Genomic DNA, 20213 nt, shown 5'->3' with positions numbered 1-20213 from the left:
GATTTGAATGGCGAAGTTCCTGATCGTCGAGGCGCGTTTCTACGACCATCTGAACGACCTGCTGCTCGAGGGCGCGCGCGCCGCCATCGAGGCCGCCGGCCACGCCCATGAAACGGTGACGGTGCCCGGCGCGCTTGAAGTGCCGGGGGCGATCGCGCTTGCCGCCGAGAGCGGCCGGTATGACGGCTATGTCGCGCTGGGCGTCGTCATTCGCGGCGAAACCTATCATTTCGAAATCGTGTCCAACGAAAGCGCGCGCGGCATCATGGCGCTGACGCTCGACGGGCTGGCGATCGGCAACGGCATCCTGACCGTCGAGAACGAAGCGCAGGCGCTGACCCGCGCGCGGCGGACCGAGAAGGACAAGGGCGGCGAGGCGGCCAAGGCTGCGCTGGCGATGCTCGCGCTGCGCGACCGGCTGGGCTGAACGACCGGCTGGCCTGAACCGCCGACTGGGCTGAACGGCGGGGTTGCACGGCCGAACACCGGGGTGACGTAAACGGTTGCGATTCGCAACCGGACATCTCTATAACCGCGTGCAAAAGCACAGGAGAGAGAGATGGCGCTGGCCCATACGTTCAAGGCCAATCCGCACTGGTTGCCGCGCAACCCCCGGGAGGCGCTGCGCGCCATTCCCGGCGAGGATGGCTGGCCGCTGTTCGGCAACACGCTCAAGCTGCTGAAAGATCCGCGCGCGTTCGGCAACCGGATGGTCGCCACCTATGGCCGCGTCTATCGCAACAACGCCTTTGGCGGGCCGACGGTGACCTTGGTGGGGGCCGAGGCGAACGAGCTGGTGCTGTTCGACCGCGAACGCATCTTCTCGTCCGAACAGGGCTGGGGGCCGATGCTCAACCTGCTGTTCCCGCGCGGGCTGATGCTGATGGATTTCGACAAGCACCGCGCCGACCGGCGCACGCTGTCGGTGGCGTTCAAGCCCGAGCCGATGCGCCATTATGCCGAACAGCTCAATCGCGGCATCGCGCGCGAGGTCAGCGGCTGGGGCGGCCGTCCGGTGGTGTTCTACGATGCGATCAAGAAGCTGACGCTCGATCTGGCCGCCGACAGCTTTTTCGGCATGCCGCTGGGGCCGGAGGCGGACCGCATCAACAAGGCGTTTGTCGACGAGGTGCAGGCGTCGGTGTCGCCGATCCGCTCGCCAATGCCGTTCACCTCGATGCGCAAGGGCGTGAAGGCGCGCGACTATCTGATGGCGCTGTTCCTGCGCGAGATTCCGGCCCGCCGCGCCGGCGACGGACAGGACTTTTTCTCGCAATTCTGCCGCGCGACCGATGAGGCGGGGCAGCCGCTGAGCGACGATGCCATTGCCGATCACATGAACTTCCTGATGATGGCGGCGCACGACACCATCACCTCGTCGGCGACCAGCCTGATCATGCTGCTCGGCCAGAACCCCGTGTGGCAGGACCGGCTGCGCGAGGAGATTCTGGGCCTTGGCCTGAACGGTGAGGAAGGGGTCGCCTACGGCCAGCTCGACCGGCTGGTGCTGACCGAATATGCGTTCAAGGAAGCGCTGCGGATCATGCCGCCGGTGCCGTCGCTGCCGCGCCGCGCGCTGCGCGATTTCAGCTTTGGCGGCTATGACATTCCGGCGGGCAGCTTTGTCGGGCTGAACGTCGCCTATACCCATCACATGGCCGAATATTGGCCGGAGCCGGACCGGTTCGATCCGATGCGCTTCACGCCCGAGGCGTCGCGCGGGCGGCACAAATATGCGTGGGTGCCGTTCGGCGGCGGCGCGCATATGTGCCTAGGGCTGCATTTCGCGGTCATGCAGATCCGCATCCTGGTGACGCATCTGTTGCTGCGCTACCGGATCGAGCCGATGCCGGGCAGCGGGGCGGACTGGCAGTTCTTCCCGATCCCGCGCCCGCGCGACGGCCTGCCGGTGCGGTTCGTGCCGCTGGCCTGATCCAGACCCGCACCCCCGGGGCAGCGCCCGGGGGTGCGGCGATGCGGCTCAGGCGGCGGCTTCGGCCAGCGCCGGATAGTCGGTATAGCCTTCCGGTCCCTGGCTGTACCACTGCGCCATCACATCCGGGGCAATCGGCGCGCCGGTGCGCAGCCGTTCGACCAGATCTGGGTTGGAGATGAATTTGCGCCCGAAGCTGATCGCATCGGCAACGCCCGAGGCGAGATCGGCATCGGCCTTGGCGCGGTCATAATCCTGGTTGAGCACCAGCGGCCCGGCAAACTGGTCGCGGATCAGCGGCGACAGCTTGGGGGCATCGGACGCGCCGAACGTGCCGTCCGGGGCCTGTTCGCGCAGCTCGAGAAAGGCGATGCCGATTTCCGCCAGCGTGCGCGCGGCGAGCGGGAACACCGTCTCGGGCGCGCTGTCGTCGACGCCCTGGGTCGCGCCATTGGGCGACAGGCGGACGGCGGTGCGGTCGGCACCGATTTCGGCCGCCACTGCCTCGGTCACTTCGCGCAGCAGGCGGATGCGGTTTTCGGGCGTGCCGCCATATTGGTCGGTGCGCTGGTTGCTGCCGTCGCGCAGGAACTGGTCGATCAGATAGCCATTGGCGGCATGGATCTGCACGCCGTCAAAGCCCGCGGCGCGCGCGCGCCGCGCCGCCGCCACATAATCGGCGACGATGCCCGGAATCTCCGCCGCGTCGAGGGCGCGGGCGGCTTCATACGGCTTTTTGCCGTCATAGGTATGGGCCTTGTGCGGCGCGGTGGTCGCGCTTGCCGACACCGGGGCCGCGCCGTCCAGAAAATCGGGATGGACCAGCCGGCCCATATGCCAGAGCTGCATGAAGATGCGCCCGCCCGCGGCATGAACAGCCGCCGGCACCGCCGCCCAGGCCTCGGCCTGTTCGTCGGTCCAGATGCCCGGCGCGAACGGCCAGCCCAGCCCCTGCTGGCTGATCCCGGTGGCTTCGGACAGGATCAGGCCCGCGCCGGCGCGCTGCGCATAATAAAGCGGCATCAGCGGGCCGGGCACATGTGCGCGGCTCGACCGGCTGCGGGTCAGCGGGGCCATCAGCACGCGGTTGGGGGCGGCGATCGCACCCAGCTGGATCGGATCGAAGAGGCTCGGCAAGAACAGTCTCCTTTTGCTACGGGACTGGACGGAGATAGGAGACTAAGGGGGATTATGCACCCGTCTTCGACACCTGCGACCGATTTCGTTGCCCAGCCGCCGCCTGCCCCCGGCGCGGACCATAAACGCGGCCTGGCGATTGCCGCGCTGTTGACCGGCAATGTCGCGCTCGCCTTCGGGCCGGTGTTCGTGCGGGCGGCCGACACCATGGCCGGGGTCGGCCCGGTCGCCTCGGGCTTCTGGCGGCTGGCGCTGGCGGTGCCGCTGCTGTTCCTGTTTGTCGCGCTCGACCGTCGGCCGGCACGGCGCGGCGAAACCGGCGCGGCGCCGGGGCTGCTGGCGATGATCGCGCTGGGCGGGCTGTTCTTCGCCGCCGATCTGGCCGCCTGGCATCTGGGCATTCTGGGCACCAAGCTTGCCAATGCGACGCTGCTCGGCAACGCCGCCAGCCTGTTCTTTCCGGTTTACGGCTTTCTGGTCGCGCGCCGCTGGCCAGCCCCCGGACAGGCGGCCGCGCTGCTGCTGGCGATGGCGGGCGGGGCGCTGCTGATGGGGCGGTCCTATGAACTGTCGCCTGCCTATCTGGTCGGCGATCTGCTGTGCCTCGCCGCCGGGCTGCTCTACACTTTCTATCTGATCTCGATCGACCGGGCGCGGGCGCAGATGCGGCCCTGGCCGGTGCTGGCGCTGTCGACGCTGGCGGGCGTCGCGCCGCTGCTGGTCTTCGCCCATCTGGTCGGCGAGCCGATCTGGCCGGGCGACTGGCGGCCGGTGATCGGCCTGGCGCTTGCCAGCCAGGTGGTCGGGCAGGGCTGTCTTGTCTATGCAATGGGCCATGTCCGCCCGCTGGTCGTCGGGCTGGCGTTCCTGTCGCAGCCGGTGGTCGCGGCGCTGGCGGGGCTTGTGCTTTATGGCGAGCGGCTGGCGCTGGCCGACTGGCTGGGGGCGGCGGCCATCGGCATCGCGATGGTGCTGGTCAGGCGCGGTTGACCCTTGGCCCGGGCGCGGGGAATGCCTAAGTCTGCGGGATGACCCAGCCCCTGTCTGCCGCGCCTGCCGCCCCCGCCGATCCGGCATCCGATCCCACGCTGGACGAGGTGCGCGCGCTGATTGCGCCGCGCCTTGCCGCCCATGCCGCATTCGACGGCTGGGGCGAGGCGGCGCTGCTGCCGGCCGCGACGGAGGCGGGGATCGATCCCGATGTCGCGCGGCTCGCCTTTGCCGGCCCGGCCGACATGATCGACGCCTGGTTCGCCAGCATCGATGCGCGGATGACCGAGGCCTGCCCGGCCCCGGCGCTCGCCGCGATGAAGGTGCGTCAGCGCATCGCCACGCTCGTTTGGGCGCGGATCGAACTGGTCGCGCCGGAGCGGGAGGCGCTGCGCCGGGCGCTTGCCGTGCTCGCCCTGCCGGTCAACGCGCCGCGCGCCGCGCGGCTGTGCTGGCGCGCCGCCGACATCATGTGGCGGCTCGCCGGCGACACGGCGGTCGATTACAACCATTATACCAAGCGGTTGCTGCTGGGCGGGGTCTATAGCGCGACGCTGCTGGCGCTGCTTGGCGACGAGGATGCGGATCTGGCGACGACGCGGGCGTTTCTCGATCGCCGCATCGACAATGTCATGCAGATCGAAAAGGCCAAGGCCCAGCTGCTCGGTCAGGGGCGGCCCCGGCTCAGCCTCGCGCGCTTTATCGGCCGGCTGCGTTATCCGCCGGCATGATCGCGGTGCGGCAGCCGCGGGCAAAGCTATTTGATAATCGTTCGCAGCCTGCTTATTGAGGCGCGATGCAGCTTCACCAACTTCCCTTGCGGGCGCGGGCGATCATCCGCGCGATCGACTGGCAGGCGCTCGCCCCGGCAGAGGCGCGGCGGCTGCGCGAACTGGGGTTCGATCAGGGGGTCGAGGTGGAAGCGCTGCACCGCGCGGGCTGGTTCGGCGGCGATCCGATCGCCTTTCGCGTCGGCCGGATGACGGTGGCGATGCGGCGGGCGCTGGCCGGCGCGGTCGCGGTCGATCTCGTCGGATGAACGCCGCCCCGCTCGTCGCGCTGGTCGGCAATCCCAATGCCGGCAAAAGCTCGCTGTTCAACGCGCTGACCGGCGCGCGCCAGAAGGTCGGCAATTATCCCGGCGTCACCGTCGAGCGCCATTCGGGCCGCATGGCGCTGGCCGATGGCCGGTCGGTCGAGCTGGTCGATCTGCCCGGGGCCTATAGCCTCGATCCGGTCAGCCCCGACGAAGCGGTGACGCGCGACGTGGTGCTCGGCCGCCAGACCGGCGAGCGGCGGCCGACGGCGCTGATTATCGTCGTCGATGCCGGCAATCTCGACAATCATCTGCGCTTCGTGCTCCAGCTTTCAGCGCTTGGCCTGCCGATGGTCGTTGCGCTCAACATGGTCGATCTGGCCGAACGCGACGGGCTGCGGATCGATCCGGCGGTGCTTGCCGACGCGCTGGGCGTGCCGGTGATCCCGACGGTCGCGGTGCGGCGGCGCGGCCTCGATGCGCTCAAGGCCGCGCTGGCCGAGCGGCTGGGCGCGCCGGCGGCGGCTGAGCGGCAGGGTGCGGAGCCGGTAGTGCCGCCGCTTGCCGAGCTGCAGAAACAGGCGCGCGCGCTCGCCGCGCGGGCGGTGATCGACGAAGCCCCGGCGCGCCGCGTCAGCCGCGGGCTGGACAGTGTCGCGCTGCATCCGGTGGCCGGGCCGCTGCTGCTGGCCGCGATCCTGTTCGTGATGTTTCAGGCGGTGTTTTCCTGGTCGGAGGCACCGGTCGGCTGGATCGAGCAGGGCTTTGCGCTGCTGGCCGAGCGGGTGGGGGCGTTGCTGCCGCCGGGCTTTGTCCGCTCGCTATTGGTCGAGGGCGTGCTCGCCGGGGTCGGCGCGGTCGTGGTGTTCCTGCCGCAGATCCTGATCCTGTTCGCCTTCATTCTGGTGCTGGAGGCGAGCGGCTATATGGTCCGCGCCGCCTTTCTGATGGACCGGCTGATGGCGCGGGTCGGCCTGTCGGGCCGTGCGTTCATCCCGCTGCTGTCATCCTTTGCCTGTGCGGTGCCGGGGATCATGGCGACGCGCACCATCGACGATCCGCGCGACCGGCTGACGACGATCCTGATCGCGCCGCTGATGACCTGTTCGGCGCGCCTGCCCGTCTATACGCTGATCATCGCCGCCTTCATTCCCGCGCGCAGCATCGGGCCGGGGATCGGGTTGCAGGGGCTGGTGCTGTTCGGCCTGTATGTCGCCGGCATTTTGGGGGCGATGCTCGCCGCGCTGGTGCTGCGCCGCACGGTGACGCGCGGGCGCGGCAGCGGCTTTCTGATGGAAATGCCGCGCTATCAGATGCCGCGCCCGGCCGATATCGCCATCGGGCTGTGGCAGCGCACGATCATCTTCCTGAAGCGCGCGGGCACGATCATCCTCGCCTCGACCGTGCTGCTCTGGCTGCTCGCCTCCTATCCGCAGGCGCCCGAGGGCGTGCGGCAGAGCGAATATTCGGTCGCCGGGCGGCTGGCGCGCGGGGTCGAGGCGGTGGTCGCGCCGATCGGTTTCAACCACCAGATCTCGCTGGCGCTGATCCCGGCCATGGCGGCGCGCGAGGTGGCGGTGTCGGCCATCGCCACCGTCTATGCGATCGACGCGACCGACGAGGAACAGGCGGCACAGGCGCTGGAAGCGCGGCTGGGCGATGCCTGGCCGCTGCCGACCGCGCTCGCCTTTCTGGCGTGGTTCGTGTTCGCGCCCCAGTGCATCTCGACCATCGCGGTCACGCGGCGTGAGACCAACAGCTGGCGCTGGCCGGCGTTCATGGTCGCCTATCTGTTCGGCCTCGCCTATCTGGCGGCGGGGGCGACCTTCTGGACGGCGACCGCGCTCGGCCTTTAGCCTGTCGCGGCAGGCGGGATCACGCGGCGGTCCTGAGTTTTCCCCAGCTTCCCCGCCCCGGCCATATCGACTCGTCGGCCCGACGGGATAGAAGGGGGCAAATCCGAAGGCAGGAGCGATTTTCGTGGCAGGCAGCGTGAACAAGGTGATCCTCGTCGGCAATCTGGGCGCCGACCCGGAAGCGCGGACGATGGGCAATGGCGGCGAGGTGGTGCAGCTGTCGGTCGCCACGTCGGAAAGCTGGACCGACAAGATGTCGGGCGAGCGCCGCGACAAGACCGAATGGCACCGGGTGGTGATCTTCAACGAAAATCTCGGCCGCGTCGCCAAACAATATCTGCGCAAGGGATCGAGCGTCTATCTGGAAGGCCAGCTCCAGACCCGCAAATGGCAGGACCAGTCGGGCCAGGACCGGTACACGACCGAGGTGGTGCTGCAGCGTTTCCGGGGCGAACTCGTGCTGCTCGGCGGCCGTGACGGCGGCGGCAGTGGTGGCGGCGGTGCCCCGGGTGGCGGCGGCTGGGGCGACGAAGATCGCGGCTTTGGCGGCGGGCGCGGTTCGGGCGGCGGCGGCTTTGGCGGGGGTCAGGGCGGTGGCTTTGGCGGCGGCCAGGGCGGCGGGCGCGGCCCGGCGGGGCCGTTCGACGCCGATCTGGACGATGACGTGCCGTTTTGAACGGCTCGTTTCGACGCCGGGATCGCCCCGATAGGCGAGGGGCGGGGCGTCAGATGGCCTGAAGCGTCAGGACGGCCATGGTGCCGGCCTGACCATCGGGTCTTGATCCCAGCTGGAGCCGGCCTCCGGCGGCGATGGTCAGGTCGCGGGCAATGGCAAGGCCCAGGCCGTGCCCGGGCACCTGCTCGTCCAGCCTAACGCCGGGTTCCCATATCGCCTCGGCCGTGTCCGCCGGAATGCCGGGACCATCGTCGATGACGGTGATGTCCAGCTGCCCTCCGGCCCGCGTCCACCGCACATCGACCCGGCTGTTCGCCCATTTGCCGGCATTGTCGAGCAGGTTCGCCAGGATCTCGGCCAGGGCTTCTGGATCGATCGCGATGCGGGCCTCCGGTCCCTCGGCCGCGAAACGGATGCCGCGAGTCGCGTGCAGGCGCTCCATCGCCGCCAGCAGCGGAGCCAGCGCATCCGGGAGGTCGGTGTGGATGACGGCCCCCCTGCCGGCCGCAGTCCGTGCGCGGGCGAGGTGCCAGTCGAGTTTGCGGGTCATCGCCCGGCATTCGGACAACAGGGTCTGCCCCGCCCGGGTGCCGGCCAGGCTTTCGGCCTCGTCCGTCAGCACCGCAAGCGAGGTTCGCAGCCCATGGGCCAGATTGCCGGCCTCGATCCGGGCGCTGGCGACCATCGCTTCCCGGCTTTCGATCAGGCGATCGAGGTCGGCGGCAAGCGGGGCGATTTCGGCCGGCCAGTCCACCCCCATCCGGCCCTCCTCGCCGGCCCGGACCCTGGCGATGCGCGTGCTCAGCCCGTTGAACGGCCGGGTCGCAAATCCCAGCGCCAGCAGCGCACCGGCGATCAGCAGGACGCCGGATGCGGCGAGCCACGCGACAAGGTCGCGCTGAAAATCGCTGACGATCCGGTCGAGGTGGCGAACATCGGTGGCGATGATGAAATGGACCGTTTCCCGGCGCAGAGGATGGGGTTTGACCACGCCATAGACCATGGCCCGCCCGGTCGGGCCGGCCCCTTCGACATGGACGATCGCCCGGGTGTGGGCCAGCCTGTCATCGAACCGCCCGGCGACGAGCGACGGGGACGCGAGCGTTTCCCCATTGGCCCGGCTGATCTGCCAGTAAAAGCCTGACCCCGGCACGCCGTAGCGCGGGTCGGACAGCGGCCGCGACAGGGCCGGGTTCCCCGCCCGGTCATAGGTGGTGAGGCCGACCAGCTCCACCAGATGCTCCTGCAGTTCCAGATGATAGACGCCTTCCACATGCCGGCGGAACAGCAGCGTCGCGGATATGCCGAGGACAATCAGCCCCATCAGCACCCATGCCAGCATGGACACTGTGAAGCGGGTCCTGAGGCTGATCGGACCGCGCCTCATTTCTCGAGCCGGTAGCCCAGGCCGCGCACCGTGGTGATCGCGTTGCGGCCCAGCTTGCGGCGCAACCTGCTGACCTGCACCTCCAGCGTGTTCCAGTCGCGCTCGGCCGCAAGCGGGTAGAGCCGTTCCAGCAGATCGGCCTGGGACAGGATGTGGCCGGGGCGGCGCATAAAGACTTCGAGCAGGCGATATTCCTGCCGCGACAGCTCCAGTGCCTCGCCGTCGCGCATAACCAGTCGGGCCGTGGGGTTCAGCGTCAGCCCGGCTGCGGCCAGCACCGGCGCGCCCTGATCCTCGCTGCGCCGGATATGGGCGTGCAGCCGGGCGATCAGCTCTTCGGAATGGATCGGCTTGACGACGAAATCGTCCGCACCGGCGTTCAGCACCTCGACCTTTTCGCGCCAGTCGCCCCGTGCGGTCAGGACGATGACCGGCACCCGGCATCCCCGGCCGCGCCATGCGCGCAGCACGCCCAGCCCGCCCACGCCCGGCAGGCCGAGGTCGAGGATCACGGCGCTGTGGGTGTCGAGATCGGGCCAGTCGAGCGCGCTCTGGCTGTCGGCTGCGCGATCGACGGCAAAGCCGGCCCCGGCCAGCCGCCTGATCAGGCGGTCCGCCAGCCCGGCATCGTCTTCAACCAGCAAGAGCCGCATCAGCCTGTCCTTTGCCGACCGGGGAACCCGCCCGGCGGATAGCTGCACAACCTTGCACAAGGCTGACAGATTGTCAGCTTCGTGCAAGCTGGGGGTGGCAGGCATGCGCCATGCCGAAGCGTGTCGCCTGGATCGCCATCTGCGTTGCCCTTTCAAGCTGTGCCGACAAGGCGCCCGACCGGGACGCGGCGAGGCCGGTTCCCGTGTCGCCCCGCACCGCCGTTTCGGCGGCGGCCCGCGACGTGACGCTTGCCACGCTGCCGGCCACCGTCGTGCAGCCGCCCGGCGCGCGGGTCGCGGTGGTGACGCCGCTGCCGGGGCTGGTCCGCTCGGTGCACGTGCAGCCGGGGCAGATGGTGCGCAAGGGCCAGCTGCTGGCGGTGCTCGTTAGCCGGGACGCGATGGTGCTGGCGTCCGACCTTGCCCAGGCCGAAGCCCGGCAGGGGCTGGCGGCGGCAGAGGCGGCGCGAATGGCCCAACTGGCGCGTGCAGGTGTCGTGGCCGCCGCCCGGGCCGACGGCGCGCAGTCGGTCAGCCGGCAGGCGGCCATCGCCGTCGGCAGCGCGCGCGCCATCCTTGCGCAGACCGGTGCCGGCCGGGACGGCCATGTGCGCCTGACCGCGCCGATTTCCGGCCGGGTCGCCACAATGGCCATGGATGCCGGCGCTGCCGTCGACGGCATGGCCGCCCCGATCGTCATCGAAGCCGAAGGCAGCCGCTGGCTGGCAGTGCAGGTGCCGGAGCGGCTGGCGGGCAAGCTGCGGCCGGGCGTTGCCGTGGTGACGGCGGAGGGGCAGTCGGGCCGGCTTGAGACATTGGCGACGTCGCTCGACCCCGCGACCCGGGCGTTTGCAGCGCGGGCACGGATCTTCGACGACGGGCCACCGCTGGTCAGCGGCCGGCTGGTCCAGCTGTCGCTGCGTGCGCCCGCCCCGGCGGGAGCCGTCAGCGTGCCGGCGGCGGCGGTGATGAACGACGCGGGCCGCGACATCGTGTTCGTCAGGCAGGGCAATGGCTTCCGGCCGCGTGCGGTGACCCGCATGGGCGATGGGGACACCGTCGTGATCACGGCAGGGCTCAAGCCCGGTGAAACGGTCGCGACCAGCAATCTGCCCGAGCTGCGCGCAGTGGTGCTGCGCTGATGCTGCAGAATCTCGTGAACGGCGCACTGGCGCGGCGCTGGCTGGCCGCGGCCGCCGCGCTGTGCGTGATCGTGGCCGGTATCTGGTCGTTCATCACTCTGCCGATCGATGCCTTTCCCGAAATCGCACCGACCCAGGTGAAGCTGATCCTCAAGGCACCCGGAATGACGCCGGAGGAGGTCGAGGCGCGTGTGATCACGCCCATCGAACAGCAGATGCTGGGGATGCCGGACCAGCAGATGCTGCGCTCCGTCGCCAAATACGCGATTGCCGACATCACGATCAGCTTTTCCGATGCGGCTGACATCTACTGGGCCCGCGCCCAGGTGGCGGAACGGTTCGCGTCGGTCGCGGGGGATTTGCCGCCTGGCGTGACCGGCGGGCTCGCGCCGATCTCGACGCCGCTGTCGGACATTTTCATGTTCACGCTGGAAGGGCCGCAGGACCTCGCCGAGCGCCGCCGCGTCCTCGACTATATCGTCCGCCCGGCGCTGCGGACCGTGCCCGGGGTTGCCGATGTCAATGTGCTGGGCGGGCGGGTGGAAACCTTCGAGATCGTCCCCGACATGGCGGCGCTCGCAGCGGCCGGGATCGGGCTGGAGAGCCTGCATGCGGCCGTCCAGGCCGGCAACCGCAATGATGGAGCGGGCCGGGCGGCCGCCGGCGAATCGACGCTGATCGTGCGCAGCGTGGGCGCGGTCGCCTCGCTTGAGGACCTTGGTGCCATCGTCGTCCGCAACGCTCCGACGGGGCCGGTCCGGGTGCGCGATGTGGCGACCCTGCGCACCGGCAGCCTCGCCCGCTATGGCGCGGTGACGGCCGGTGGCCGGGGCGAGACGGTGCAGGCGGTGGTGATCGGCCTCAGGGGGGCCAATGCGGCGCAGGTGGTGACCGCGATCAAGGCGCGGCTGGCCGAGCTTGGTCCCAGCCTGCCGGCGGGCATGAAGGTTCATGTCTTCTACGACCGGTCCGAACTGATCGACCATGCGGTGGGCACGGTGGAAAAGGCGCTGATCGAGGCTGCCATACTGGTCGTCGTGTTGCTGCTGCTGTTCCTTGGCGACTGGCGCGCCGCGCTGGTCGTCACCGCCGCGCTGCCGATGGCGGCGCTGATGACGTTCATCCTGATGCGCGGCTTCGGCCTGTCGGCCAATCTGATGAGCCTTGGCGGGCTTGCGATTGCGATCGGCCTGCTCGTCGACGGTGCGGTCGTGGTGGTGGAAAATGTCGTCGAGCAGCTGTCGCGGACCGACGACCGGTCGCGCGCGGTGAGGGTGGCGCTTGCCACCGGCGAAGTCATTCAGCCGGTCGCCTCGGGCATTCTGATCATCATTCTCGTCTTCCTGCCACTGCTGTCGCTCGAGGGGCTTGAGGGCAAGCTGTTTGCGCCGGTCGCGGTGACCATCGTGCTGGCGCTCGCCGCATCGCTGCTGCTTGCCCTGACGCTGGTCCCGGTGCTGTCGGATCTTGTCCTCAAGGGGCATGGTGCGGGGGAGGAACCATGGCTGATGCGGCGGCTCAATCCCGCCTACGCGCGCGTGCTCGATCGCGCGCGCACCCATCAGCGCATGGTGGCGGGCATTGCGGTGGCCGCGCTGCTGCTGGCGGGGGTCGCCTATACGCGCGTGGGCAAGATCTTCCTCCCCACCCTTGATGAAGGGGCGGTGCTGGTGCAGCTGGCAAAGCAGCCGTCGATCGGGCTTGACCATAGCATCGCGGGCGACCTTGCGGTGCAGCGATCGGTGATCGCGCAGGTGCCCGAGGTGCGGGATGCCATCGCCCGGCTCGGCACGGACGAGCTGGGGCTTGATCCGATGGGGCTGAACGAAACCGACATGTTCCTGTCGCTGAAACCGCGGGAGGAATGGACGGTGGCCGACAAGGCGGCGCTGACGGCGAGGATCAGGGACGCCCTTTCGGCCCATCCGGGGATCGAGCCCAGCTATACCCAGCCGATCGAGATGCGCGTGGCGGAAATGCTGACCGGCAGCCGCGGCGATCTGGCGGTCAAGATCTTCGGGCCCGACCTGAATGAACTGGGTCGGCTGGCAGGGGCGGTTGCCGCGCGGCTGCGCGCGACGCCCGGCGCGACCGAGGTGATCACGGCGGCGGATGACACGGTCGATTATCTGCAACTGACGGTCGACCGCGAAGGCAGCGGCCGCGCCGGCCTGACCGTCAATGCCGTGCAGGACGGCCTGCGCGCGCAGCTGGAGGGGCTGCCCGCCGGCAGCGTCACCCAGGGGCTGCGGCGGGTGCCGATCATGATCAACACCGGCGGCGGCCAGTCGGACGCGGCGATCGCCGCGCTTGCCGATACGCCGCTGGTCGGCACTGCCGGCCAGACGGTGCGGGCGGGTGACGTCGCCGCCCCCAGGCGCGTGGCGGGACCGGTCAAGCTCGAGCATGAGAATGGCTCGCGTTTCGCGCTCGTCCAGGCCTTTGTCGCAGGCCGCGATATTGTCGGCTATGTCGCCGATGCGCAGGCGCGCATCGCGGCCGAGGTGCCGCTGCCGCCGGGCTACCGGATCGTCTGGGGGGGACAGTTCGAGAACCAGCAGCGGGCCGCCCGGCGCCTGTCGATCGTGCTGCCGATCGCGCTTGCGATGATCTTTGCATTGCTTGTGCTGACCTTCCGCGCGCTCAGGCCGGCGATCCTCATTCTGCTGATGATCCCCTTTGCCATGGTCGGCGGCGTGCTCGCGCTGTGGGTGACGGGGGAATATCTTTCGGTGCCGGCATCGGTCGGCTTCATCGCCCTGCTCGGGATCGCGGTGCTGAACGGGCTGGTGATGGTCAGCTATATCCGCCAGCTGCGCGCTGCCGGCCTGCCGCTCGCACAGGCGGTGGAACAGGGCGCGCGCCGTCGCCTGCGGCCGGTGCTGATGACGGCGAGCATCGCGGCCTTCGGGCTGGTGCCGCTGCTGTTCGCGACCGGTCCCGGTTCTGAAATCCAGAAGCCGCTCGCCATCGTGGTCATTGGCGGGCTGGTGAGCGCCACGGCGCTGACACTGGTGCTGCTGCCGCTGCTTTACATGCGCTTCGGGGAGGCGAGGGTCGGATGATGCCGGTTGCGATTGCGCTCCTCCTGTCGGCGGCGGTTCCGCCCATGCCGATTGGTGGCGGAGAGGGCCTGCCCCCCGAGGCGGCGGTCGCACGCGCGCTCGATGGTCATCCGCTGGTGGCGGCGGCCGAAGCGCGGGTCGGGGAAGCGCGGGCCGATGCCCAGGCGCTGTCCGCCGGGCCGCACGAGGTGGTCGTGCAGGGTATCGTTCAGCGCCGGGACGTGCGGGGCACGGGCATGGTTCCGGAATATGATCTGCAGTTCACCCGGCCGATCCGTCTGCCCGGCAAGGCGGCGCTCGACCGGCGGGCCGGGCAATCCGGCGTCCGGGCAGCCGAAAACCGGGCCGAGGATGCCCGCCATCAGGCCGCATTGCTGCTGTCGCGGCAATGGTGGGCCTGGCTTGGTGCCGCGGCCGAGGCGCGCACGCTGACGGATGTGGCGGCGATCATGGCCGATGCGGTCGCGGCCACGCGCATGCGGCTGGCGCTCAGGGATGCCAGCGCGCTGGAACTTGACCAGGCGCTGGCCGCCGAAGCCGCTGCGCGCGCGGGCGCAGCGCAGGCGGCGGCCCGGGCGACAGCGGCGCGTGCGGCTCTTGCGGCGAGCTTTCCCGATTTGCCGTTGCCCGCCTCTGCGCCGTCATTGCCGGAACCTGTCATGCCGGCTGAGGGCAGCGAGGTGCTGGCCGCGCTGGTGGTCGCGCGTAGTCATGAGATCGGCGCGACGGCGGCGGACCTTGATCGCGCCGAGGCGTTGAAGGCGCGCGCGGTGCGCGACCGCATCGCCGATCCCAGCATCGGCGTGCGGGCATTTTCCGAACAGGGCGGGAATGAGAAGGGGATCGGGCTGATCTTCTCGGTCCCTCTGGGTGGCCGGTCGCGTGCGGCCGCCGTCGACAAGGCGCGGGCGGCGAGCGTTGCCGCAGCGGCCGACCTTGCCGCCATGCGCGCGTCGATCGGCGCGATGGCGGCCGAAGAGGCGGCGCTTGCCACGGGCTATCTGGATGCCTGGCAGGACGCGCGCAGGGCGGTCGAGGCGTCGAACGCGGCGGCCGAACGGCAGCGGACCGGATACCGGCTTGGCGGCGTCGACCTGGCGGACCGGCTGCTGACCGAACGTCTCGCGCGCGACGCGGCGCTGGAGGAGGTTCGCGCCCGCACGGCCGCGCTCGAGACGATCACGAGGTTGCGGATCGACGCGCATACGCTGTGGCTGTCGGCGGACTCGCATCCGCCCTGACCGGCCCATTGTGCGCCCGGACAAAGAGCGTGTGAACCGGTGGACGGGGGGTCGGGGCGGTCGATGCCGGTGTGGGCCACATACGACAAAGCCCGGACCGCGAGGCCCGGGCTTTGCATCGATCCGGCCGGTGCCCGATCAGCCAAAAGCGACCTTCACCCGTGCACGGCGGCGCATGGCCGCGCCAGCGATGCCGAAGCCGCCGATCATCATTGCCCAGGTCGAGGGTTCGGGAACCGCGTTGCCGACAAGAAACTCCACCCGGTTCAGCTCGGTCGAGGTCCCGAAAGCGCCGGCGAGGTTGAGCGATCCGGTCAGCGTGAAGCTCTGCCGGAAATCGCCGCCGATGCGCCAATAATTGATCTGGCTTTCAGGGGCGGAGACGGTGTTCGGGGTGAGCTGAACGCCGTTCAGCATCAGGTCCGACAGGCTGATGTCGCCCGCACCGATCGCGCCGTCGCGGATCTGGATCTGCAGCAGATCGAGCGCGACACCGCTGAACGCCGACGACAGCCCGCCGGTGAAATTGGCGAACTGGAGCGCCGGTGCGCCGTTGATGGCGCTGCTCAACGTGTCGGTCGCGGCATCGTAGCTGAAGCTGAAATCGTTGCGCGTGCCCCAGGTCAGGTTCTGCGCGACGCGGTTGGCGCCGACGCCCAGATCGCTCCGCCCGAGATAGACTTCTTCCTGCGCGGCGCTGGTGGCGAAGGCGCGGTAACGCACGCCGCCCGCGCTCAGCGCCAGCGCCGAGGTGGACGACGCGCCGTCCAGGGTCGCGGCCGACGCCGGTGCGGCGGTCAGGGCAGCGGCGGCGACGGCAGCGGAGATAACGGCTTGGCGGATCATATCACATCCCTTGCTGGCAGACACGGCATGACAGCGCTGCCGTCCCTTGGTGAGCGGTGCGGACGTTACTCTGTAACATGGCCAGCCGAAAGGGTCGTTAACGATCCGTTTGCCATCTGTGCCGATTTGGGACGGCGCAGCGTCAGGCCGGTCGCGTGATCCGGCTCGCTTTCCGTCGCGGCTAGTGGCGCACCGCAGCAATGCACCTGCAAATTTCGGGATGAATCGCGCCAAAGGCAGGTCTTTCACCCAAATATTCAAATATGTTGAAATATTACATTCAAGGGAGATTGAAAACATTTCCGGTGTAAAATCGTCAAAAACGAGATACAGGTTTCAAACAGTCGAAAAAAAACAAATATGATAATGAAATACTAAATACTAGAGGAAAATGCCGCCATAACAAAAATCCGACATGAGGTCGGGCGGCGTATTTTGTTCGCCGGGGTGGCGCCGAGGCGTCGCCGGTGCTGGCTCCCTGACTGTCGCAAAACTGCCACAGTGGTCGATTTTTCGGCATGTTTTCGCGGATGCAGCATGTTAATGCATTGCCATCGCCAATCAGTGCAATAGCCTCGCCCCCTGCAACACCATTCTGCCGGGGGGCTCAAAATGACGATTTCACTCAGGCTGCGGCTGCTGGCCGGCGCGTCGATGATCGGCGCGCTCGCGGGGGCTGCGCAGGCACAGGCCGTGCCGCCGGCACCGGCGCAGAGCGCTGATACCGTTGCCAGCGATGAGCGCGAGGTGATCACCGTCACCGGCAGCCGCATCCAGCGCGATCCCAATGCCACCGCGCCGCTGCCGATCAGTTCCCTGTCGGCAGACGCGCTGCGTGCGGCGGGCAACAACGATGTCACCGCAACGCTGCGCCAGATCCCGGCGCTGCTCGCTTCGACGACCGTCGCCGATTCAATCGAACGGGGCGGAGCTGGCGTTGGCGTCGGTCAGGCGACGCTCAACCTGCGCCAGCTCGGTGCCAACCGCACGCTCGTCGTCGTTGACGGCTATCGCCATGTTTCGGGCGTCGCCGGCGCGCAGACCGTCGATGTGTCGACCATCCCCAATGCGCTGATCGAGCGGATCGACGTGCTGACCGGCGGCGCTTCGGCCGTCTATGGCGCGGACGCTGTGACCGGCGTCGTCAACTACATCCTCAAAAAGGATTTCCAGGGCATCGCGCTCGACGCCCAGGCGGGCATCTCGTCGCGCGGCGACGGCGAATCCTACCGGATCGAGGGCACTTACGGGCGCAACTTCGCCGATGGGCGCGGCAACATCACCCTGTCGCTCGGCTATACCGACGAGCGGGAAATCCTGTTCGGCGACCGCAGCTTCACCCGCGACAACGGCCGGGGCAACAACTCGACCGTCTATTCAAACCCGCTCAAGCGGTTCCAGAAGGGCGATATCGACGCAGCGTCGATGCCTAATTTCGCGTCTTATTTCCGCGTCGGCGGGCCGGGGCCGCGCGCGTCGCGGATCGCCTTCGGCCCGTCGATCCCGACCACGGCCCAGTTTGCAACGCTGTTCCCCGGCCGCACGCCCACTGCGGCGGAGGCTGCGCTGATGGCGCGCGCCGCAGAGTCGCCCAGCTTCGTCATCGGCCGCGCGCCGGTGTTTGCGATCAGCTCCAATGCCGGGCTGCTGTTCCGCGCCGATTTCGCGCGCTTCCAGACCGATCTCAACAATAACGGCATTGCCGATTGTAACGAAAGCTATGTCGGCTGGACGGGCTTTGGCGGCGGCGGCTGCTATGTCACCACGCCCAATGGCGGGGTGAAGATCTTCGAAGACGGCGTCATCTCGACCAGCCAGAACCAGTTTGGCGGCGACGGTGCGGTCGAACGCACCAATGAAAGCTCGCTGATCCCCGGATCGCAGCGTTTCTATGCCAATCTGCGGACCAACTACGAGTTCTCGGACGCGGCCGAGCTGTTCATCGACGCCAAATTCTCGCGCAACGTGGCCGTGTCGCGCAACAGCTACAACACCTTCTACGACTCGCTGCTGATCTTCCCGGACAATCCGTTCGTGCCGGCCGCGCTGCAGGGCGAGGCGGATGATGCAGGCGGCCTGCGCGTCAGCCGCGATTTCACCGATCTGGGACCGAACACCCAGCGGGCGGTGCGCCAGACCTACCGGCTGGTTGGCGGGCTGCGCGGCGAGATGACCGATCATCTGCGCTATGAGTTCGTCGCCAATTACGGCCGCACCGACAACAGCGTCACCCAGAGCAACTCGGTGCGTTATGACCGGCTGTTCGCGGCGATCGATGTGGTGCGCGGCCCCAATGGCCAGCCGATCTGCCGGTCGGACATCAGTTCGGTCCCGCATCCGGGGTCGGAAACCTTCCCGTTCATCGCGCCCGGCTTCTTCACTTTCCGGCCCGGCGACGGCCAGTGCCGCCCGGCCAACATCCTGCGCGGTGCCCAGTCGATCAGCCAGGAGGCGGTCGATTTCATCACCACGCCGACGACCGACCGGTTCCGCATCGAACAGACGGTGATTACCGCCAGCCTGACCGGCGACACCGGCGCGTTCCTGAACCTGCCGGGCGGTGCGGTGCAGTTTGCCGCCGGGGCCGAGTTCCGCCGCGAAAAGTCGCGCTCGCGCTTCTCCGATCTCGAACTGGGGCTGCTGCCGGCGGATTCGCCCGCCGGGCCGGCCGGCACCTTTATCGGTGACATCAGCCCGAACCAGCAGCTGATCTTCGATCCGTCGACCCGCACCCAGAATGCCGGCGGGGCGTTCGACGTGTTCGAACTGTTCGGCGAAATCTCGCTGCCGATCGTCAACGACAAGCCGTTCCTGCACGAACTGTCGCTGGGCGCGGCGGGCCGCTATGCCGATTATTCCACGGTCGGCGGCGCGTTCACCTGGAACGTCAACGGCACCTGGGCGCCGCTGCCCGATATCCGGTTCCGCGGCACCTATGCGGTTGCGATCCGGGCGCCCAACATCGCCGAGTTGTTCAACCCGGCCCAGGGGGCGACCTTCCGCCCCGCCGATCCGTGCGATCTGGTCAATCAGGGGGCGACGCCCAACCGGCTGCAGAACTGCATCACGGCGGCCACCGCACTCGGCATTCCCAATGCCGCGCAGTTCCTGTCGACCTATACCGATCCGTTGAGCGCCCGCTTTTCGGGCACCAGCGGCGGCAATCCCGACCTGACCGAGGAAGAGGCGACGACCTGGACGGTCGGTGCGGTCGTCCAGCCGCGCTTCGTGCCGGGGCTGACGCTGTCGGGCGACTATTATTCGATCCGCATCGACAATGCGATCGCGGCGGTGACCGCGCAGGACATCGTCAACACCTGCTATGACAATGCGACCTTCCCCAACCAGTTCTGCTCGCTGTTCGACCGCAACGGGCCGTCCGCCGGCCCGGCCACGTTCGGCTTCCGCTTCCTGCGCCAGACCCAGCTGAACTTTGGCCGCATCGAGACATCGGGTGTCGATTTCTCGATCAACTATGCGTTCAGCATCGCCAATGACTGGAAGTTCAACCTTGGCCTGAACGGCAACTGGACGGAGAAGGTCAATCGCTTCTTCGACCCGCTCGACCGGACGCTGGTCAACCCGGCGCTGGGCGAACTGAGCGTGCCGGAATGGTCGGGCGTCGGCACGATCAACCTGAACTACAAGCGACTGACGCTCGGCTATAATCTCCAGTTCATCCAGAGCACGGCGGTGGCGAGCGAAATCAACATCGAACGGCTCGACACCGAATTCGGCCCGGCCGGTCTGGCGCCCGATTACTGGATCCATGGCCTGTCGGTGAATTACGAGCTGACCGACAGGATCAACCTGTATGGCGGCGTCAACAACCTGACCGACAAGGAACCTTATCTGGCCAGCTCGGCCTATCCGGTCTCCGGCATCGGCCGCTTCTTCTTCGTGGGGGCGCGCGCCCGGTTCTGACCGGTCGCCGCGCCAGCACGCCGGGACGGCCGGTCCGATTGCATCGGATCGGCCGTTCTCGACTTTCGATTTGCCGCATTGTCCGAGCCGCCGGGCGACTTAACCCGGCTTGAAAATGCGTTAGTTCCGGAAAATCGGCAGGATAAGGGGCGTGGCGTTGGCCGCGCCCTTTTGCCTTTGGACGCCGCGTATCCGGTCCGCGCGGGCGGCGAGCCGCTGTCCTTCGGCAAGCGATACTGTCGCTGCGCGTTCGTCGAGCCTGTCCGCCTGTCGGTCCTGTTCGGTCATCGGTCCTGAACGTGTGATCGCGGCTTTGGGTCCGATCGA

The 20213-nt window shown here is 68.5% G+C and carries 16 protein-coding genes; 11 read left to right on the top strand and 5 right to left on the bottom strand.

Annotated elements, in window-relative coordinates; translation table 11 throughout:
- Positions 1–7: 7 nt before the first annotated feature.
- Positions 8–427 carry a 6,7-dimethyl-8-ribityllumazine synthase gene (gene ribH / locus OPU66_RS03290; RefSeq protein ID WP_498552179.1) on the top strand — a complete coding sequence of 140 codons (420 nt, stop codon included), beginning with the start codon at positions 8–10 and terminating at the stop codon, positions 425–427.
- 132 nt (positions 428–559) lie between these two features.
- Positions 560–1933, top strand: a complete 1374-nt coding sequence (locus tag OPU66_RS03285; RefSeq protein ID WP_498552178.1) for a cytochrome P450 — start codon at positions 560–562, stop codon at positions 1931–1933.
- Between the two features lie 48 nt (positions 1934–1981).
- On the opposite strand, the gene OPU66_RS03280 is transcribed toward OPU66_RS03285, so the two are convergent.
- Positions 1982–3070, bottom strand: coding sequence for an alkene reductase (locus OPU66_RS03280; RefSeq protein WP_498552177.1), 1089 nt, complete (start codon positions 3068–3070; stop codon positions 1982–1984).
- Positions 3071–3124: 54 nt separating this feature from the next.
- Here OPU66_RS03280 and OPU66_RS03275 point away from each other — a divergent pair, with 54 nt between their 5' ends.
- The 5 genes from OPU66_RS03275 (at position 3125) to ssb (ending at position 7628) form a co-directional block, all read left to right on the top strand.
- Entirely contained in the window at positions 3125–4060 is a 936-nt protein-coding gene (locus OPU66_RS03275) for a DMT family transporter (protein WP_498552176.1), read from the top strand.
- Between the two features lie 38 nt (positions 4061–4098).
- On the top strand, positions 4099–4791 hold the full coding sequence (locus tag OPU66_RS03270) for a COQ9 family protein (RefSeq protein ID WP_498552175.1): 693 nt from the start codon (positions 4099–4101) through the stop codon (positions 4789–4791).
- Between the two features lie 65 nt (positions 4792–4856).
- Positions 4857–5099 carry a FeoA family protein gene (locus OPU66_RS03265; protein WP_498552174.1) on the top strand — a complete coding sequence of 81 codons (243 nt, stop codon included), beginning with the start codon at positions 4857–4859 and terminating at the stop codon, positions 5097–5099.
- A complete protein-coding gene (gene feoB, locus OPU66_RS03260; RefSeq protein ID WP_498552173.1) occupies positions 5096–6952 on the top strand; it encodes a ferrous iron transporter B in 1857 nt (618 codons plus the stop codon). Before OPU66_RS03265 ends, feoB begins: the two co-directional genes overlap by 4 nt.
- Positions 6953–7076: 124 nt before the next feature.
- Positions 7077–7628: a single-stranded DNA-binding protein gene (gene ssb / locus OPU66_RS03255; RefSeq protein ID WP_498552172.1), complete on the top strand. Its 552-nt coding sequence runs from the start codon at positions 7077–7079 to the stop codon at positions 7626–7628.
- A 49-nt stretch (positions 7629–7677) separates the two neighbouring features.
- Here ssb and OPU66_RS03250 read toward each other — a convergent pair whose 3' ends face one another.
- On the bottom strand, positions 7678–8970 hold the full coding sequence (locus OPU66_RS03250) for a sensor histidine kinase (RefSeq protein ID WP_498552171.1): 1293 nt from the start codon (positions 8968–8970) through the stop codon (positions 7678–7680).
- A gap of 41 nt (positions 8971–9011) precedes the next feature.
- A complete protein-coding gene (locus OPU66_RS03245; protein WP_498552170.1) occupies positions 9012–9668 on the bottom strand; it encodes a response regulator transcription factor in 657 nt (218 codons plus the stop codon).
- Between the two features lie 110 nt (positions 9669–9778).
- Here OPU66_RS03245 and OPU66_RS03240 point away from each other — a divergent pair, with 110 nt between their 5' ends.
- The 3 genes from OPU66_RS03240 to OPU66_RS03230 are packed head-to-tail and all read left to right on the top strand — an operon-like array spanning position 9779 to position 15116.
- A complete protein-coding gene (locus tag OPU66_RS03240; protein WP_498552169.1) occupies positions 9779–10810 on the top strand; it encodes an efflux RND transporter periplasmic adaptor subunit in 1032 nt (343 codons plus the stop codon).
- A complete protein-coding gene (locus OPU66_RS03235; RefSeq protein ID WP_498552168.1) occupies positions 10810–13875 on the top strand; it encodes an efflux RND transporter permease subunit in 3066 nt (1021 codons plus the stop codon). The genes OPU66_RS03240 and OPU66_RS03235 overlap by 1 nt, the downstream gene beginning before the upstream one ends.
- A 44-nt stretch (positions 13876–13919) precedes the next feature.
- Positions 13920–15116, top strand: coding sequence for a TolC family protein (locus OPU66_RS03230; protein WP_498552167.1), 1197 nt, complete (start codon positions 13920–13922; stop codon positions 15114–15116).
- A gap of 138 nt (positions 15117–15254) precedes the next feature.
- On the opposite strand, the gene OPU66_RS03225 is transcribed toward OPU66_RS03230, so the two are convergent.
- Entirely contained in the window at positions 15255–16211 is a 957-nt protein-coding gene (locus OPU66_RS03225) for a PEPxxWA-CTERM sorting domain-containing protein (RefSeq protein WP_498552166.1), read from the bottom strand.
- A 363-nt stretch (positions 16212–16574) separates the two neighbouring features.
- On the opposite strand from OPU66_RS03225, the gene OPU66_RS03220 reads away from it, so the two are divergent.
- Positions 16575–19886, top strand: a complete 3312-nt coding sequence (locus OPU66_RS03220) for a TonB-dependent receptor domain-containing protein (protein WP_498552165.1) — start codon at positions 16575–16577, stop codon at positions 19884–19886.
- 120 nt (positions 19887–20006) lie between these two features.
- Here the strand turns inward: OPU66_RS03220 and OPU66_RS03215 are convergent, their stop codons facing one another.
- Positions 20007–20174 (bottom strand): hypothetical protein, encoded by a 168-nt coding sequence (locus OPU66_RS03215; RefSeq protein ID WP_498552164.1) that lies wholly within the window; start codon positions 20172–20174, stop codon positions 20007–20009.
- Positions 20175–20213 lie beyond the last annotated feature (39 nt).

Source organism: Sphingomonas sp. URJC2 (assembly GCF_059803575.1).
Note: the sequence above shows the minus strand (reverse complement) of the source record. Positions and strands in the feature narration are given on the sequence as shown.

What these genes read in the sequence shown, in the direction of transcription:
- feoB (WP_498552173.1), top strand. Translation starts at nt 5,096, where the DNA reads ATGAACGCCGCCCCGCTCGTCGCGCTGGTCGGCAATCCCAATGCCGGC.
- OPU66_RS03235 (WP_498552168.1), top strand. Translation starts at nt 10,810, where the DNA reads ATGCTGCAGAATCTCGTGAACGGCGCACTGGCGCGGCGCTGGCTGGCC.
- OPU66_RS03215 (WP_498552164.1), bottom strand. Translation starts at nt 20,174, where the DNA reads ATGACCGAACAGGACCGACAGGCGGACAGGCTCGACGAACGCGCAGCG.
- OPU66_RS03245 (WP_498552170.1), bottom strand. Translation starts at nt 9,668, where the DNA reads ATGCGGCTCTTGCTGGTTGAAGACGATGCCGGGCTGGCGGACCGCCTG.
- OPU66_RS03220 (WP_498552165.1), top strand. Translation starts at nt 16,575, where the DNA reads ATGACGATTTCACTCAGGCTGCGGCTGCTGGCCGGCGCGTCGATGATC.
- OPU66_RS03275 (WP_498552176.1), top strand. Translation starts at nt 3,125, where the DNA reads ATGCACCCGTCTTCGACACCTGCGACCGATTTCGTTGCCCAGCCGCCG.
- OPU66_RS03230 (WP_498552167.1), top strand. Translation starts at nt 13,920, where the DNA reads ATGCCGATTGGTGGCGGAGAGGGCCTGCCCCCCGAGGCGGCGGTCGCA.
- OPU66_RS03270 (WP_498552175.1), top strand. Translation starts at nt 4,099, where the DNA reads ATGACCCAGCCCCTGTCTGCCGCGCCTGCCGCCCCCGCCGATCCGGCA.
- OPU66_RS03240 (WP_498552169.1), top strand. Translation starts at nt 9,779, where the DNA reads ATGCCGAAGCGTGTCGCCTGGATCGCCATCTGCGTTGCCCTTTCAAGC.
- OPU66_RS03265 (WP_498552174.1), top strand. Translation starts at nt 4,857, where the DNA reads ATGCAGCTTCACCAACTTCCCTTGCGGGCGCGGGCGATCATCCGCGCG.
- OPU66_RS03285 (WP_498552178.1), top strand. Translation starts at nt 560, where the DNA reads ATGGCGCTGGCCCATACGTTCAAGGCCAATCCGCACTGGTTGCCGCGC.
- OPU66_RS03250 (WP_498552171.1), bottom strand. Translation starts at nt 8,970, where the DNA reads ATGCTGGCATGGGTGCTGATGGGGCTGATTGTCCTCGGCATATCCGCG.
- ribH (WP_498552179.1), top strand. Translation starts at nt 8, where the DNA reads ATGGCGAAGTTCCTGATCGTCGAGGCGCGTTTCTACGACCATCTGAAC.